Origin of the sequence: Xenorhabdus mauleonii (assembly GCF_900113945.1) — a bacterium.
Taxonomy (GTDB): Bacteria; Pseudomonadota; Gammaproteobacteria; order Enterobacterales; family Enterobacteriaceae; genus Xenorhabdus; species Xenorhabdus mauleonii.
Window position 1 is genome coordinate 330,393 of sequence record NZ_FORG01000001.1, and the last position, 15,581, is coordinate 345,973.

At 43.7% G+C, this 15,581-nt stretch carries 15 protein-coding genes, 2 tRNA genes and 1 other RNA gene; 5 read left to right on the forward strand and 13 right to left on the reverse strand.

Going from position 1 to position 15,581, the window contains the following annotated elements; genetic code table 11:
- Window positions 1-64: 64 nt before the first annotated feature.
- Window positions 65-1,051 (reverse strand): 6-phosphogluconolactonase, encoded by a 987-nt coding sequence (pgl, locus tag BM100_RS01325; protein WP_092507240.1) that lies wholly within the window; start codon window positions 1,049-1,051, stop codon window positions 65-67.
- Between the two features lie 163 nt (window positions 1,052-1,214).
- Here pgl and BM100_RS01330 point away from each other — a divergent pair, with 163 nt between their 5' ends.
- Window positions 1,215-2,030, forward strand: coding sequence for a pyridoxal phosphatase (locus BM100_RS01330; protein WP_092507241.1), 816 nt, complete (start codon window positions 1,215-1,217; stop codon window positions 2,028-2,030).
- Between the two features lie 171 nt (window positions 2,031-2,201).
- On the opposite strand, the gene modC is transcribed toward BM100_RS01330, so the two are convergent.
- The 4 genes from modC to BM100_RS01350 form a co-directional block, all read right to left on the reverse strand.
- Window positions 2,202-3,266 (reverse strand): molybdenum ABC transporter ATP-binding protein ModC, encoded by a 1,065-nt coding sequence (gene modC / locus BM100_RS01335; protein WP_169924719.1) that lies wholly within the window; start codon window positions 3,264-3,266, stop codon window positions 2,202-2,204.
- On the reverse strand, window positions 3,260-3,952 hold the full coding sequence (gene modB / locus BM100_RS01340) for a molybdate ABC transporter permease subunit (protein ID WP_092507326.1): 693 nt from the start codon (window positions 3,950-3,952) through the stop codon (window positions 3,260-3,262). Before modB ends, modC begins: the two co-directional genes overlap by 7 nt.
- 17 nt (window positions 3,953-3,969) lie before the next feature.
- Window positions 3,970-4,740 carry a molybdate ABC transporter substrate-binding protein gene (gene modA, locus BM100_RS01345; RefSeq protein WP_092507243.1) on the reverse strand — a complete coding sequence of 257 codons (771 nt, stop codon included), beginning with the start codon at window positions 4,738-4,740 and terminating at the stop codon, window positions 3,970-3,972.
- Between the two features lie 199 nt (window positions 4,741-4,939).
- The gene (locus BM100_RS01350; RefSeq protein WP_092507244.1) at window positions 4,940-5,080 is read right to left on the reverse strand and encodes an AcrZ family multidrug efflux pump-associated protein; all 141 of its coding nucleotides are present in this window, start codon (window positions 5,078-5,080) and stop codon (window positions 4,940-4,942) included.
- Between the two features lie 175 nt (window positions 5,081-5,255).
- Between BM100_RS01350 and modE the strand changes: the two genes are divergently transcribed.
- From modE to gpmA, 4 genes are all read left to right on the forward strand, one after another.
- A complete protein-coding gene (modE, locus tag BM100_RS01355; protein WP_092507245.1) occupies window positions 5,256-6,047 on the forward strand; it encodes a molybdenum-dependent transcriptional regulator in 792 nt (263 codons plus the stop codon).
- A 146-nt stretch (window positions 6,048-6,193) separates the two neighbouring features.
- Window positions 6,194-7,678 carry a molybdate ABC transporter ATP-binding protein ModF gene (gene modF, locus BM100_RS01360; RefSeq protein WP_092507246.1) on the forward strand — a complete coding sequence of 495 codons (1,485 nt, stop codon included), beginning with the start codon at window positions 6,194-6,196 and terminating at the stop codon, window positions 7,676-7,678.
- Between the two features lie 197 nt (window positions 7,679-7,875).
- Window positions 7,876-8,700 carry a CPBP family intramembrane glutamic endopeptidase gene (locus BM100_RS01365; RefSeq protein ID WP_092507247.1) on the forward strand — a complete coding sequence of 275 codons (825 nt, stop codon included), beginning with the start codon at window positions 7,876-7,878 and terminating at the stop codon, window positions 8,698-8,700.
- A gap of 226 nt (window positions 8,701-8,926) precedes the next feature.
- The gene (gene gpmA / locus BM100_RS01370) at window positions 8,927-9,679 is read left to right on the forward strand and encodes a 2,3-diphosphoglycerate-dependent phosphoglycerate mutase (protein ID WP_092507248.1); all 753 of its coding nucleotides are present in this window, start codon (window positions 8,927-8,929) and stop codon (window positions 9,677-9,679) included.
- Between the two features lie 96 nt (window positions 9,680-9,775).
- Here the strand turns inward: gpmA and aroG are convergent, their stop codons facing one another.
- The 8 genes from aroG to tolB all read right to left on the reverse strand — a co-directional run bounded on the left by aroG (window position 9,776) and on the right by tolB (window position 15,435).
- Window positions 9,776-10,828 (reverse strand): 3-deoxy-7-phosphoheptulonate synthase AroG, encoded by a 1,053-nt coding sequence (gene aroG, locus BM100_RS01375; protein ID WP_092507249.1) that lies wholly within the window; start codon window positions 10,826-10,828, stop codon window positions 9,776-9,778.
- Window positions 10,829-11,071: 243 nt separating this feature from the next.
- Window positions 11,072-11,806 (reverse strand): nicotinamide riboside transporter PnuC, encoded by a 735-nt coding sequence (pnuC, locus tag BM100_RS01380; protein ID WP_092507250.1) that lies wholly within the window; start codon window positions 11,804-11,806, stop codon window positions 11,072-11,074.
- A 479-nt stretch (window positions 11,807-12,285) separates the two neighbouring features.
- A non-coding RNA gene (locus tag BM100_RS01385) (RtT sRNA) lies at window positions 12,286-12,418 on the reverse strand.
- A 38-nt stretch (window positions 12,419-12,456) separates the two neighbouring features.
- A tRNA-Lys gene (locus BM100_RS01390) sits at window positions 12,457-12,532 on the reverse strand.
- Window positions 12,533-12,563: 31 nt separating this feature from the next.
- A tRNA-Lys gene (locus BM100_RS01395) sits at window positions 12,564-12,639 on the reverse strand.
- Between the two features lie 156 nt (window positions 12,640-12,795).
- Complete coding sequence (gene cpoB, locus BM100_RS01400) at window positions 12,796-13,581, reverse strand: cell division protein CpoB (RefSeq protein WP_092507251.1); 786 nt, start codon at window positions 13,579-13,581, stop codon at window positions 12,796-12,798.
- 9 nt (window positions 13,582-13,590) lie between these two features.
- Window positions 13,591-14,094: a peptidoglycan-associated lipoprotein Pal gene (gene pal / locus BM100_RS01405; protein WP_092507252.1), complete on the reverse strand. Its 504-nt coding sequence runs from the start codon at window positions 14,092-14,094 to the stop codon at window positions 13,591-13,593.
- A gap of 42 nt (window positions 14,095-14,136) precedes the next feature.
- Window positions 14,137-15,435: a Tol-Pal system beta propeller repeat protein TolB gene (tolB, locus tag BM100_RS01410; protein ID WP_092507328.1), complete on the reverse strand. Its 1,299-nt coding sequence runs from the start codon at window positions 15,433-15,435 to the stop codon at window positions 14,137-14,139.
- Window positions 15,436-15,581: the final 146 nt, after the last annotated feature.

A 15,581-nucleotide genomic window follows, 5' to 3' on the forward strand; every position in this document is an offset into this window, starting at 1 on the left:
TTGATATTCTCTGGAGTCAATTCAAAGAAATTTTAAGCCGCGCCAATGACAGCGCGGCTCAGGGTTACAGCGCCAGAACCGTAACCCACATCGGCGCTTTACCAACCGGATGACGTGCCAACTGGGTCAGTTTTCCTGAATATTTGTCAATACGGGATACTGAAATATGGTCTGATTTCTGCCCTGATGCAATCAGGAAGTTGCCGCTATGATCAATGGCAAAACCACGGGGTTGAGTTTCTGTCCCGTAATGTCCAGCCAATGTCAGGTGATAACCATCTTCAGATACCAGGAAATGGCTGATTAGGCTCTCGGAGCGCTCACTGGTATAAAGATGCCGGCCATCCGGCGTAATGTGGATATCCGCCGACCAACGAACACTGGAAAAATCCACCGGCAACGAATCAATGGATTGTACGATGCGATATTTTTCCCATTTGCGCAGGACATCAACCGTTGAATCCAACTCGTTAATGCAATAAATCGCCTGTTTTTCCGGATGAAATGCCATATGACGAGGGCCTGCTCCGGCGGCTATTTTTATCTCATCAGCCCGGCTTTCTGTTAAATAGCCTTGCCCATCTAAATTGAAAATACGGATGTGATCTTCTTTCAAGCATGGAACCAACAATTGGCGATTTTCTCTATCGATATTGGCAGAATGCGGGGCTTGCAAGCCTTCAACGACCTGAATCGGTGCTTGGGCGGCACCGTTTTCATCAATGGGATGAACACTTAATTTATTGAAACTATAAGAAGCAGAAAATAAAAAGCGCCCTGCTCTGTCTGTTGATATATGGGTTGGGCTTCCCGGCAACGGGGCAATGGACTGTTGTTCAAGATGACCATTTTCCCCAATCGCGTAGGTTACGATGCTGAATTGAGGGCGAATTCCTACGTATAAATGCTTACCATCAGGATTAACCACCATTGGTTGTACTTCACCCGGCACATTCACCGTCTGGAGAAGCGAAAGTTCACCCGCTTCATTGAGTGCCCATACGTGAATCTGACGACTGTTTGGGCTGGCTGTATAAACCACCTGTTTCATATTCTCTCCTCAAATGCTTCTCTGCCATTTCATTGATCTGCAATGACCCGTGAAAAATTACATCTGTTAAATTGCCTGCATAAAGGTTTAACTATCTTTGGTCAACATATAATATTTACTTACACCACATTATTCACACCATAGAAAACATAGAGGTTAACTCATGTCATATCGCGTTATCGCGCTGGATCTTGATGGTACACTGCTCGATCCACAAAAACGTATTCTGCCAGAATCATTAGTTGCCTTGAATGAAGCCCGTCAATCTGGCATTCAAGTTTTGATTGTGACTGGCCGCCATCATGTTGCGATCCTTCCTTTCTATCAAGCATTACAACTCGATACTCCTGCCATTTGTTGCAATGGAACATATGCATATGATTTTAGTGCCAACAAAGTGCTGGCGGCAGATCCTCTTTCCATTCAAGAAACTATTCAGGCGCTTTCTTATCTGCAAGGAACGGATATTGAGCATTTGATGTATGTCGATAACGCCATTTTATATGAATTTCAGCATACCGTAGCGAGAACTCTCGCATGGTCAGATTCTCTGCCAGAACATCAACGTCCCACCTTGCAACATGCTTCTGATTTCCGCGACGCCATTCACAATGTAAATTCCATTTGGAAGTTGGCCGCCAGCTCGTCTAATTTAGTTCAACTACGCGAAATTAGTGAAAAAATTGAGGAAGATATTGGCCTTGAATGTGAATGGTCATGGTTTGATCAAGTCGATATCGCCAAAAAAGGTAACAGCAAAGGCATGCGTTTGCAGCAATGGGTTGAATCGCAAGGCATGAGTATGAAAGATGTGATTGCTTTTGGTGATAATTATAACGATCTCAGTATGCTGGAAACCGCCGGGCTGGGCGTTGCCATGGGAAATGCTGTTGATACCGTTAAAGAGCGGGCAGATATTGTTACATTAGACAATACTCAACCCGGTATCGCTGAAGTGATTAGAAAATACGTGCTTTGAGAATTTACGCCCATCACTTTATCGCCTTTGTGATACCAAGGGATAATTGCCCCCAGGGAGAGAGCCTTTGCTTCATTTGTTCAACTGTGATTTGTTCAACTGAATGAGTTCAAAAGCGCGCTCCCTGAAAGCAATTTTCATTCACTCATTTTTATGCGTTATTTTTATCCGTCATAAGTGGCGATTCAACGACACTCCTTTTATCTGCGCATACAACCATTGCCCTTCACGCAGATTCAATTCCTCTCGCGCCCAAGAAGTTATTCTCGCCCACAAGCAGTGTTCACGCAGCGCCAATTTAACATCAACCTGACCGTCATTTTCAAAAAACTCAAGCACTTTGACTTGCAGAGTGTTACGGACACTGCTGACTCTCGGTGGATCCAACACGAGAGAAACATCCGATGCATCAATGCGGATACGCAAATCAGTTCCCGGAGCGGCGTCAATTGCCGGCAGCCAAAGGGCTTTGTCAGACACTGCCACAGCGGTCATATGATAACGTTCATGATGTTCCATAACGGAAACTTTCAATATGCTACAAAGGCTCTCTTTTTGCAGCCAAGGGCGCAGTACACTACTCGACCAAACATCTTCCAATGTCCCTGTCGCCCTGACTTTCCCTTTATCCATGACAATGACGTTATCTGCCAGACGCAAGATTTCGTCCAAACTGTGACTGACGTATAAGATTGGAATTTTGACATCTTCGGACAATTTTTCGAGGTAAGGCAATAATTCACGCTTACGCGGCAGATCCAAAGACGCAAGAGGTTCATCCATCAGCAAAATCTCAGGGGCGGTCAATAACGCGCGACCAATCGCAACTCGCTGCTTCTCCCCACCGGATAATGTGATAGGAAAACGTGACAATAAATGTTCTATTCCCAGTAAACCGACGATGTTATCAAACTGCGGTTTCATTTCTGGTGCCATGCCGTATTGCAAATTTCCCTTCACGCGATAATGGGGAAAAAGACGGGCATCCTGAAAAACATAGCCAATCCGACGCTTTTCCGCAGGTAAAAACAGGTTTTGCTCTACATCCACCAACGTGCGGCCATTTAAAACAATCCGGCCTTTCTGCGGACGAGTCAATCCTGCAATCACATTGATTAATGAGGTTTTTCCCGCGCCAGAAAGCCCAAATATGGCGGTGATGCTTTCTGTCGGCAAAGCCGTATCCACTTGCATGTGCAACTCGCCCAAGCGCTGCTCAATATTCAGCTCTAGCATGCTACCCCCAGACGTTTTCTGCCCCAACGGGTCAGCCATTCTGAAAGCATTAATGAAACCAGCGCCAGCACAATTGCAATTACGCACAAACGTGCCGCAGCAGTTTCAGCACCCGGCATTTCTATCAATGTATACATCGCAAGGGGGATGGTACGTGTTTCTCCCGGTATATTTGAAACAAAGGTAATAGTGGCCCCAAATTCACCCAGCGAACGGGCGAATGCAAGCACCGCACCGACAATAATTCCCGGTAATGACAATGGCAAGGTGATAGTTAAAAAGACTTTAAGTGAACCGGCACCCAATGTATGTGCGGCCTGTTCCAAACGCCTGTCAATGCTCTCCAGCGATAATCGGATGGCCCTGACCATGAGAGGAAAAGCAACTACTGCTGAAGCCAACGCCGCGCCTGTCCAATTAAATGCGAAACTAACCCCAAACCAGTCATAAAGAAATTCGCCAATGACACCACGACGCCCCATGCTGATAAGCAATAAATATCCCACCACCACTGGCGGCAATACCAGTGGTAAGTGGATAATGCTGTCTAGCAAAGATTTACCAAAAAACTGGCAACGCGCCAGCATCCATGCCATTAAGATCCCGAATGGCAAACTGAACAGCACAGCTATGCCTGAGATTTTTAAGCTCAGTAAAATAGCCTGCCATTCGTATTCACTTAATATCTCCAAAAGATCTGTTCCTACAGTGGGGTAAAGCCGTAACGTTTAAAAATTGCGGCGGCTTCAGGGGTTTTAAGGTAATCATAAAAACCACGAACATCCTGTTTTTCATGACCTTTAACTATTGCGACCGGATATTCCACCGGTTTATGGCTCTCTGGCGGGAAAACACCTACGACTTTGACTTTATTGCTGGCAACGGCATCAGAGCCATAAACAATGCCCAGCGGAGCCTCTGCCCGTTCTACCAACGCCATTCCAACACGAACGTTGCTGGTGCGCGCTAACAATGGATTGACCGTATCCCATGCATTCAGGTATTGCAGGGATTCTTTGGCATAAATGCCAACCGGAACATGGTCAGGATCACCCACCGCCAATCGACCATCCGCCAGCAAAGATTTCCAGTTTGTATCCCGGTTAAGTTCAACTTTGTCCAATTTGCTTTCTTTCGGGGCGATCAACACCAGTTTGTTGCCCAACAAAGTGTGGCGGCTACCCTGAGTAATTAATTGCTTATCCGCCATATAGTTCATCCATTGCTGATCAGCAGAGATAAAAATATCGGCCGGGGCCCCCTGCTCTATCTGACGAGCCAGTGTCGAAGATGAGGCATAAGAAGTAACAATATTTCCCTGCTTCTCTTTTTTATATTGTGCAGCAATATCATCAAGTGCATTAGTTAATGAGGCAGCAGCAAAAACCGTTACTTTATCCGCAGCCCAGCCGTTTCCAGCCAGCGCAACAGAAACCACAGCACCGATTAATAACTGATGAACTGTCTTTTTCATTTTGTATTTCACCTAAAATAATCAATATGGTGCGTTGTATATAACAAGGTACAACGTAAATGAAAATGCTATTCAAAGATTAATCGGCAAGTTGTGAGCCAGTTTTAGCTTTTATGCTAACGGCAGTGTAAGGATTACATTCGGAGAGAAAACAGAGAAGGTAATTACCCGGCACGCCGGGCAATAAAAATAACGGGGATCAAGACTGCCGTTCGGTATTCCCTGCCTTGGAGATAAAGTTGAACACGCCTCCAAGCCCGTATATCAATGTTAAAATGGCGGCCATTACCACGGGAACCATGATCAGCGCAAATCCCATACTTGTAATCAATTCTAACATGCCAACCTCATACTCTGAGTGGGTAATAAAATAACTTTACTGCGTGGCATCTGACATAGCCCAGACACCTACTTCGCTATTCTAGACAATAAAAAAGTAACAGTAACCGACGAAACGTGCGATTCTTACTGCTACCCTGTGAAAACTCTCAAATATTTGCCTGAAATTGGACACTATGCAAGCCGAAATATTGTTAACGCTAAAATTGCAACAACGTCTGTTCGCAGATCCCAGACGGATCGAATTACTCAAACAAATCAAAATTACCGGCTCTATCAGCCAAGGCGCGAAGCAAGCAGGGATCAGCTATAAAAGTGCCTGGGATGCCATTAATGAAATGAATCAGCTCGCAGATGAAATATTGGTGGAGCGAGCAACAGGAGGAAAAGGCGGCGGCGGGGCACAACTGACTCCCTATGGAGAGCGGTTATTACAACTGTATGACTTACTGGGAAAAATTCAGCAAAAAGCGTTTGATGCCTTAAACGATGATTCACTGCCCTTGGATAGCCTGCTGGCAGCGATTTCCCGCTTTTCGTTACAAACCAGTGCCCGTAACCAATTTTTCGGCACTATCATTGAACGTGATTACCAAAACATACAGCAACATGTTCGTGTCCTGCTCGCTGATGGCAAAACGTCAATCAGTGCTGCGTTGACGGAACAAAGTGCAAACAGGCTGGACTTGGTTAACGGGAAAGAAGTTCTCGTGCTGATTAAAGCTCCATGGATAACGTTGGCTAAAGAGCACAACCCCTCATCTTCATTCGATAATGCTCTGTCAGGCCAAATCAACCATCTTGATGCTGGAACAGATCACAGTGAAATTATCCTAACACTTAATGGTGGTGAATCTCTTTGTGTTACGCTATCCAATCAGGAAGTAGAATCTTTAAAACTTCAACCCAATGACGCTGTTACTGCGTGTTTTCAAGCAGATAAAGTTATTATTGCCACTTTATGTTAGGTATTGAAGGTTGAATGGCGGCTTCCAGCAGGTTCCAAAAATTATTAATCCTTAACGAATAACAGACAACTACACATTGACATTGTGCATTATTCCGCTTATTTCTGATGATTATTTAGTTCATGTTGCTTAAATAAGGAAGAAGAATGTCTGAGTTGCAAATAACACAAGGTAGTTTCCGTTTAAGTGACACCCGTACCCTGCGGCTACCGTCACTGAAAATTATTTCCGGAGAAAGTTGGGCTTTTGTTGGTGCAAATGGCAGTGGGAAATCATCTCTGGCTCGTGCTCTGTCAGATGATTTAATTCAATTGGCAGGTGAGCGCCATTGCTCATTCCATACACCTGTACTCCTCTCTTTCGAGCAATTACAAAAACTGATCGATGAAGAGTGGCAGCGCAATAATACAGATTTACTCAGTGAGGGTGAGGACGATACTGGGCGCACTGCGGCCGATATTATTCAGCTCTACCATAAAGATAATGAACTGTGCCTTGAACTAAGCGGATATTTTGGCATCAAGGATTTACTTTCAAGGCGGTTCAAATACCTATCAACGGGGGAAACCCGCAAAGTGCTGCTCTGTCAGGCATTGATGATGAACCCTGACTTATTGATCCTTGATGAACCTTTTGATGGGCTGGATACCTACGCACAAAATCAACTTGCCCAATTACTGGGTTCGTTGGCAATAAAAGGCATTACGCTTGTCCTGATTTTAACCCGATTCAATGAAATCCCCGATTTTGTCGAGAAAATCGGTGTATTGGCAGATTGTCACCTGACGTTGTCCGGAGAAAAAGAAAACGTTCTGGCGGAATCAATCGTAGCCCAACTGGCTCACAGTGAAAAATTGCGCAACATTCATCTTCCCGAAGTAGACGAATCTCAGGCAGATACGCAACTTCCCGCCGAGCAACCATTGGTGTCAATGCGCGATGTCACTGTTCAATATGGTGAAAAACCCATCCTGCATAATTTGAGCTGGCAGGTAAATCCTCATGAAAATTGGCAAATCATCGGTGAGAATGGCGCGGGTAAATCAACACTTCTCAGTCTTATTACTGGTGATCATCCCCAAGGTTACAGCAACGATTTAATCCTGTTTGGCAGACAACGGGGCAGTGGTGAAACGATTTGGGAGATTAAACGCCACATTGGTTATGTCAGTAACAGCATTCACCTTGAATATCGGGTCAGTACTAATGTCCGAAATGTCATTCTTTCTGGTTTCTTCGATTCGATCGGACTCTATCAGGCAGTTTCCGATCGACAACTGCAATTGGCCAATGAGTGGTTAAATTTATTGGGGCTATCAGAAGCCGCAGCCACCAGCCCATTCCACAGCCTATCATGGGGACAGCAAAGGCTTGTTTTAATCGCCCGTGCTTTAGTCAAACACCCAGCTTTGTTAATTCTGGATGAGCCTTTACAGGGATTGGATCCTCTCAACCGGCAATTAGTCCTGCGTTTCATTGACATTATGATTTCCAGCGGTGAAACACAGCTTTTGTTTGTTTCTCATCATCAGGAAGATGCGCCGGAATGTATTACCCATCGGTTAAGATTTGTTCCTGATGGTGACATTTATCAGTATGAAACGGATACTGTGTCACCAAAAGCGCCCTAATTAATTTCTTATCAGGCTCCTTTTGCCAGAAAGGAGCCGGCTCCACAACTCTGCCGCATCCAATGATTGGATGGCAATCCAAATGCTACTTTTTTTAATATTTTTATTATTCTTTTTGAATTTCTTGCCTATTAATATACAATTCTCGCCCTTTTCAGACTATTTCATTGATTTTTTCAAAGATAACAGGGAATTATATGGCTTGGGCACTACTTGCCGTTTCATTGGCATTTTTGGATAAACGCCAGAAAATTGCTTTTCTCATTGCATTATTAGCTGTCATTGTCGGGTACAGCGCTCACATACTCACCTATCCCGCAATAATCACGTTAGTTGCGATTGTTGTTTTAGGTGTAATGCACGCTTTCTATAAAAAACACGCTATTATCAAAAACATAACAGAGCTATTACTGCTCATCTTTGGCGTTTTGCTATTTATACATTACCTGCCAGGCTTCCATAACCTCAAATACTTGGACAAAGTACAAACAGGGACTCTCAGCGCACCGTTTTCAATGTATTTCAACTTTGACAAGGCATTGTTGCCCTTCATTTTATTGATGTGCATGCCGACTTTGCTCACACGGAAACCCGTGGTTAATGCACCTCCCCACGGATGGGCATTATTGATTGCAGCCGTTCCCGCATTACTGGGGCTTGCAACAGCATTGGGCGGTTTATCAGTTGAACTCCATTTGCCCAGTTGGTTCCCTGCTTTTGTCGTAGCTAATCTTTTCTTCGTCTCTTTGGCAGAAGAAGCGCTATTCCGGGGTTATATCCAGCAGAAACTGGGCCAATGGATGAATCCCTATTTAGCCCTGATTATTACCTCTCTGATTTTTGGTGCAGCCCACTTTGCTGGCGGTGGCCTGTTGATGATTTTCGCAACATTGGCAGGGCTGATTTATGGCATTACTTGGATGTGGAGTGGCCGCTTGTGGGTCGCGGTTGCCTTCCATTTCGCACTGAATCTGATACACCTGCTGTTTTTTACCTATCCAGTAAAAGCGGCAATCCTTTAAGCTGAATATCATTTGATCTGAACTGCCATTCTCTCTCTTTGAGACACAGTTCAGATCAAACATCGTTATCCCCTTCCCAGCAAATCGCTACATACCGTCATTGTCACCAAATATGATTTAAAACAGGAGATACGAGACTATTGTTTGCCGTTTCGACCTATCGCGCCATATAATGCCCGCAGCGATCATTTCATTTCGTATTAAAGTACTAATAGGAGTTTAAGCTATGGCTGTAACTAAACTGGTTCTTGTAAGGCACGGTGAGAGCGAGTGGAACAAAGAGAACCGTTTTACTGGCTGGACTGACGTCGAACTGTCTGACAAAGGCCGCTCTGAAGCAGAACAAGCGGGCCAGCTGTTAAAGCAAGAAGGTTTCGTTTTTGATTTCGCCTACACTTCCGTTTTAAAACGTGCCATTCACACTTTGTGGAACATTCTGGACCAAGTCGATCAGCAATGGCTGCCAGTTGAAAAAAGCTGGAAATTGAATGAGCGCCACTATGGTGCTTTGCAAGGTTTGGATAAAGCAGAAACTGCCGCTAAATATGGTGATGATCAAGTTAAGCTGTGGCGTCGCGGTTTCGCTATCACTCCTCCTGATTTAACCAAAGATGATGAGCGTTACCCAGGCCATGATCCTCGCTACGCAACCCTGAAACCAGAAGAACTTCCGGTGACAGAAAGCCTTGCAACCACTATCGAGCGTGTTATCCCTTATTGGGAAGAAGTTATTAAACCACGTGTAGAAAAAGGTGAACAAGTCATCATCGCCGCTCACGGTAACTCTCTGCGTGCACTGGTGAAATATCTGGATAACATGAGCGAAGAAGAAATTCTTGAGCTGAATATCCCAACTGCGGTACCACTGGTTTATGAGTTTGATGAAAATATGAAACCTATCAAACACTATTACCTGGGCAATGCTGAAGAAATTGCAGCAAAAGCAGCCGCAGTAGCAAACCAAGGTAAAGCGAAATAATCCATACGGATTAAATCAAAAAGCCGTACTAAAAAGCCGGAAATTTATTCCGGCTTTTTTTATTGGCGCTTTCTTTAATGGTATTTCCACAATGAATTAGCTTCTGCGCTTTTTGACTGCCTGAGATAGCTGGCGAAGCAACAGTTCTGTGTCTTCCCAACCAATACAGGCATCTGTCACACTTTGACCATAAACTAAAGGCTGACCACTCTCCAGATTCTGGTTTCCTTCAACCAAGTTGCTTTCAACCATAACACCAATGATTGCTTCCTCACCGCCAGAAATTTGCTCACAGACATCTGCGCCGACGTCCATCTGTTTTTTAAACTGTTTCAAGCTGTTTGCATGGCTGAAATCAATCATGACACGGGGAGGAACATTTGCTTTCAGCAAACCCTCTTTAACTTCACTGACATGTTTGGCACTGTAATTAGGCTCTTTGCCACCGCGTAAAATGATATGACAATCGTGATTGCCTGTTGTATTGACAATCGCAGAGTGCCCCCATTTTGTGACAGACAAGAAACAGTGTGATGAGCTGGCTGAATTGATGGCATCAATAGCAACTTTAATTGTTCCATCTGTCCCATTCTTGAAACCTACTGGGCAGGAAAGCCCGGACGCCAATTCACGATGCACTTGAGATTCCGTAGTACGTGCTCCGATGGCTCCCCAGCTCATGAGATCAGCCAGATACTGCGGAGTGATCATATCCAGAAATTCGCCGGCAGTCGGTAACCCGGAATTGTTAATATCAAGCAATAGATTACGGGCAGTGCGTAAACCTTCGTTGATATTAAAGCTGCAATCCATGTTAGGATCGTTAATTAGTCCTTTCCAACCGATAGTTGTGCGGGGTTTTTCAAAATAAACCCTCATGATGATTTCTAAATCCGCTTTCAATTCATCACGTAATTTATTCAAGCGCCCGGCATATTCCAATGCAGCTTCAGGGTCATGAATTGAGCATGGTCCAATCACTACCAATAAACGATCATCTTCACCAATTAAAATATTATGAACAGATTCACGAGCCTTACGAACAGTCGTAGCACTATCTTCTGTCGCAGGAAATTTTTCAAGTAATGCAACTGGTGGTAATAATTCTGTTATTTTTCTTATTCTTATATCGTCGTTCTGGTAGCTCATTGTCCTTTCACCTACATGTGTTTACAGTTATTTAAGATAATTATGTGATCTCAATCTAACTGTTAGACGTTGTGCTGTAAATAATCTTTGTGGGTAAAAAAGGGATACTTTTTTTATCAAAACAAACATTAAACGTAAAAATAGTGTTAATTCAAATAAATGGACTTATCAGAAGGGAATATTTGAAGATAAACCGGATAAGTGGTCACAGTAAAAATGATTATCTATGACCACTTGATGATGTTAGCTTACACTCTCATTTTCTTCTAACTGCTGTTCATTGTTATGTTGAGCGGCCTTGATCCACAAGCGAAAACCATTCAATGCAATGCCGGTCAGAATAATATATTGCAACGACATTGCCAAAACACCTTGAAGGTAAAAAAGCACGACGCTGACAACATTGATGATTAACCATATCAACCAATTCTCTACGTGTTTACGGGTCATCAATATCATTGCAACTATCGATAGTACCATCACAACCGAATCCCAGAATGGAAATGCATCTGGCTCTAATGCCGGCATGGTGATATTGAATCCGACACCTTGCAAAGCAACCACCACAATTTCTGCCATGTAAGCAAATATTTGGTCGATGTTGAACGTCATGATTAATATGCTCAGAATGGATATCGCCGCAACGATGATCATCTGTTTGGGTTTAAGCCAGCGGATTTTCAGTTTTATCTGTTTTTGCTCGTCCACTCGGCTCCAGGCATACCAGCCATAGACATTAGCGGCAAAGAAAAAGATTTGTAGGATAAGGCTGGCGTAGAGTTGGATTTGAAAGAAGATTACGGCAAATAATGTGACATTAATTAATCCAAATAGATAATTAATGGTTTTTTCTTGGCTGGCGAGCCAGATACATAATAAACCTGCTATCGTCCCAATTGCTTCAATATATGAAAGATCGTAACCGTCAATCCCTAACGGGATATGCACTAATATTTTTTTAATGCTGAAAAAATCCATGCTTTCTTATCCTTACCATGAGTGATGTTTAGTATACCAACACAATAAACGTAGAATCACGCGATTAATTAGTTATTTTATTTCATGCCGTTTAACATGCTAAACAAGATAACGGATTTACAGGTAAATATCAATGATGCTTAATTTTTAAAACAGCCACGTATTATCAACGCAATGGCATTGGGTTGTTATTAATTAAGATCGTAGCAGATAATTGTTTTATTAAAATTTTTTAGGGATTTGGAAACATCAAGTGATCGATATAACAGGTATATATCCAGACAACCAAAAAATAGCATTACACCGAATTGTCACTCACAAGAGAATAACGGAATTTAATACCTTAAGCCGGTATTAGCGGTGAATACATCGTTGTCTCGCTTCACTCGGCTCGAACCTGCGGCCCATTGATGAAAAATCAGCAGCGCTGTCGATTGAGTTAACGACTTATTTAAGGAATGCTTAATTGGGGATTTAAATGGTGGGTCGTGCAAGATGATTCAGCCTTTGGCCTCACCCTTCGGGCCGATGCGAATGCATCGTTGTCTCGCTTCGCTCGGCTCGAACCTGCGGCCCATTGATGAAAAATCAACAGCGCTGCCGATTGAGTTAACGACTTATTTAAGGAGTGCTTAATTTGATGATTTAAATGGTGGGTCGTGCAGGATTCGAACCTGCGACCAATTGATTAAAAGTCAACTGCTCTACCGACTGAGCTAACGACCCATTTAAGGAGTGCTTAATTTGATGATTTAAATGGTGGGTCGTGCAGGATTCGAACCTGCGACCAATTGATTAAAAGTCAACTGCTCTACCGACTGAGCTAACGACCCATTTAAATCTGTTTGGCAGTTATCCCTGCCAACGGCGGCTTATATTACTGATTTCTCAGCGTGGTGCAACGTTTATTTTAGAAAAGTTGTTTAAGCGACTACTAATCATTCAATCATCCCCGAAAAGACCGTTATATGACCTTTCGGGGATAATTATTACATCCCAGAAAGCTTCTTTTCGGCCATTTTTGCCGAATTAGTACCAGAGTACTGCTTCACCACTTGTTGATAAACGGCTTTGGCTTTATCTTTTTGTCCCTTCTCCTGCATAATCAAACCGATTTTATACAGGGAATCACTGCTTTTTTGTGACTTGGGATAGTCTTTCACAACCGTCGCAAAATAAAAAGCCGCGTCGTCTTTCTTCCCTTTGTTGTAATTCGATTGCCCCAACCAATAATTGGCATTCGATAAATACTTAGACTTAGGATAGGTTTTGACGAAATTTTGAAATGCTGCGATCGCTTTATCATATTCTTTGGTGTTGAGCGCCAAAGAAACAGCAGCATCATAATCACCCTTTTCACTTCCCGTACTCGCTGGTGCAGCGGATTGCTTATTTGCGGTTGGTGCCGAAGGGGCAGCGCTGTTATTGCCAGAATCTTTACTGTCAGCATTGTCTGCGCTTGATGGATTGGTAATTTTATCCAGTTGCAGATAAATGTCTTTCTGCCGTTCAACAATCTGGTTCAATAAATATTGATTCTCCTGAATTTGACCACGGAGCGAATCTATATCACGTTGAGAATCAGAAAGCTGTTGTTGAAGCTGGGTTAATAGTTGACTATGAGCGTCAGAAATACGCTCTAATTGAGAGAGGCGCTCATCGGTGGAGCCTGAGCCGACATTACTGATTGGCGCTCGGGCGGTAGCGGCCCAAGGAGCCGCTACGCCAACCAATAACGACAGACCCAACACATAATGTCTGAAGTTACTGTTCATGCATTACTCTTAGTATACGATTACAGCGCGACGGTTTTTCGCGTATGCTGCTTCGTCATGGCCAAGTACAGCTGGTTTTTCTTTACCATAAGAAACGATAGCTAACTGGTCAGCAGAAACGCCTTTGCCTTGCAGATACATTTTCACTGCGTTTGCACGACGCTCACCCAGAGCGATGTTGTACTCTGGAGTACCACGTTCGTCCGCATGACCTTCGATAGTTACTTTAACAGATGGGTTGGTGCGCAAGAATGCAGCGTGTGCATCCAACATCTGAGCAAATTCGCTGTTGATATCGTATTTATCGAAACCGAAGTATACGATATTGTTATTTTGCAGCTGTTGCATCTGTTGACGTGCTAATTCTTCAGCAGACAGACCTGCTTGAGCAGAATTATCAACAGTGCTGACACCAGACTGATCGTTATTACCAGTTTTGTTAGAACTACACGCAGCTACGGCCATGATTGGTAAAGCTAACATCAGCCCTTTTAGCACTTTGTTCAGTTGCATCTCTTTGATCCTTTTATAGTTTGCCATACATATTATTATGCATCACATATACGGCGACCAGGCAGGGGATTTTACCTGTCCATTGGTTGCCGGAAGACGCGCTTTGAAACGCCCATCAGTCGAAACTAGCTGCAATACAGTTCCCCACCCTTGAGTGGAGCTATAAATCACCATAGTGCCATTAGGTGCGATACTCGGCGTTTCATCCAGAAACGTATCCGTCAAAATTTGGACAGATCCCGTTGCTAGATCCTGTTTGGCGATGTGCTGACTGCCATTTGCCGAGCTAACCATCACGACAAAACTACCGTCTGGGCTAACATCTGCATCTTGGTTTTGTGATCCTTCCCAAGTTAGGCGTTGTGGAGCACCGCCATTAATATCTATTTTATAAAGCTGTGGACGACCGCCCTGATCTGAGGTGTAGACCAAAGTCTGACTATCCGGCATCCAACTTGGCTCAGTATTATTACTGCGGCCATCAGTAATTTGACGGGTTTGGCCAGAGGCTAAATCCATCACATAAAGATTCAAACTCCCCGTTTTCGATAACACATAGGCCAGTTTAGTCCCGTCCGGGGAAAATGCTGGTGCGCCATTGTGACGGGGGAATGAAGCAACTTGGCGAATAGCCCTTGTTGCCAAGTTCTGAATAACCAGCGCAGAACGACCGCTTTCAAATGTAACATAAGCCAATTGAGAACCATCAGGTGACCATGCTGGCGACATCAATGGCTGCGGCGAACGATATACCCGAGTTTGGTTATAACCGTCATAATCAGAGACATATAATTCGTATGGATATTTAGTCTCTGTGCCATGTGTGACCACATAAGCAATACGGGTACGAAACGCACCTTTAATGCCTGTCAGTTTTTCAAAAACCTGATCACTGACTGTATGTGCAGCATATCGCAACCATTTTTTCTCTATTGGAAACTGATTTTGTTCCAATATTGTTCCTGGAGCAGCTGCGGTATCAACAAGTTGATACGATACCAAATATTTACCATCTGCACTTGGTTGAATGCGCCCGATAACAACAGCGTCAATGCCAAGGGCAGACCATGCAGCAGGGGTTACCTCTGATGCAGTCGTCGGCTGCTGTGGCATGCGGGTAGAATCAATGGGACTGAATTTCCCACTATTTCTCAAATCCGCAGCGATAATACCACTCATATCTTCAGGCGCATTGCCTTCACCAGTCCATTTAAATGGAACAACCCCAATTGGACGGGCAGAATCAACACCCTGTGTAATTTCAATACGAACTTCCGCATGGGCAAGTGCAGCCCACATCATCAGAAAGCCCAGTATTATTCTAAACTTCTGTTTAAACATTTGTTCAAAAGTTTGCTTCATCATCTCTCCCTTATCGCGATTTTTTATCTGCCCGCAATAATCCGCCGGATTCTAACAAACGCAAACAAACAAAACTAGATACCTAAATAAAATCTAATAATTTTGTTTGTTCATATAAATCATTC

What these genes read in the sequence shown, in the direction of transcription:
- modF (WP_092507246.1), top strand. Translation starts at nt 6,194, where the DNA reads ATGTCTGAGTTGCAAATAACACAAGGTAGTTTCCGTTTAAGTGACACC.
- cpoB (WP_092507251.1), bottom strand. Translation starts at nt 13,581, where the DNA reads ATGAACAGTAACTTCAGACATTATGTGTTGGGTCTGTCGTTATTGGTT.
- BM100_RS01330 (WP_092507241.1), top strand. Translation starts at nt 1,215, where the DNA reads ATGTCATATCGCGTTATCGCGCTGGATCTTGATGGTACACTGCTCGAT.
- pnuC (WP_092507250.1), bottom strand. Translation starts at nt 11,806, where the DNA reads ATGGATTTTTTCAGCATTAAAAAAATATTAGTGCATATCCCGTTAGGG.
- BM100_RS01365 (WP_092507247.1), top strand. Translation starts at nt 7,876, where the DNA reads ATGGCTTGGGCACTACTTGCCGTTTCATTGGCATTTTTGGATAAACGC.
- gpmA (WP_092507248.1), top strand. Translation starts at nt 8,927, where the DNA reads ATGGCTGTAACTAAACTGGTTCTTGTAAGGCACGGTGAGAGCGAGTGG.
- aroG (WP_092507249.1), bottom strand. Translation starts at nt 10,828, where the DNA reads ATGAGCTACCAGAACGACGATATAAGAATAAGAAAAATAACAGAATTA.
- pal (WP_092507252.1), bottom strand. Translation starts at nt 14,094, where the DNA reads ATGCAACTGAACAAAGTGCTAAAAGGGCTGATGTTAGCTTTACCAATC.
- tolB (WP_092507328.1), bottom strand. Translation starts at nt 15,435, where the DNA reads ATGTTTAAACAGAAGTTTAGAATAATACTGGGCTTTCTGATGATGTGG.
- modC (WP_169924719.1), bottom strand. Translation starts at nt 3,266, where the DNA reads ATGCTAGAGCTGAATATTGAGCAGCGCTTGGGCGAGTTGCACATGCAA.
- pgl (WP_092507240.1), bottom strand. Translation starts at nt 1,051, where the DNA reads ATGAAACAGGTGGTTTATACAGCCAGCCCAAACAGTCGTCAGATTCAC.
- modE (WP_092507245.1), top strand. Translation starts at nt 5,256, where the DNA reads ATGCAAGCCGAAATATTGTTAACGCTAAAATTGCAACAACGTCTGTTC.
- modA (WP_092507243.1), bottom strand. Translation starts at nt 4,740, where the DNA reads ATGAAAAAGACAGTTCATCAGTTATTAATCGGTGCTGTGGTTTCTGTT.
- BM100_RS01350 (WP_092507244.1), bottom strand. Translation starts at nt 5,080, where the DNA reads ATGTTAGAATTGATTACAAGTATGGGATTTGCGCTGATCATGGTTCCC.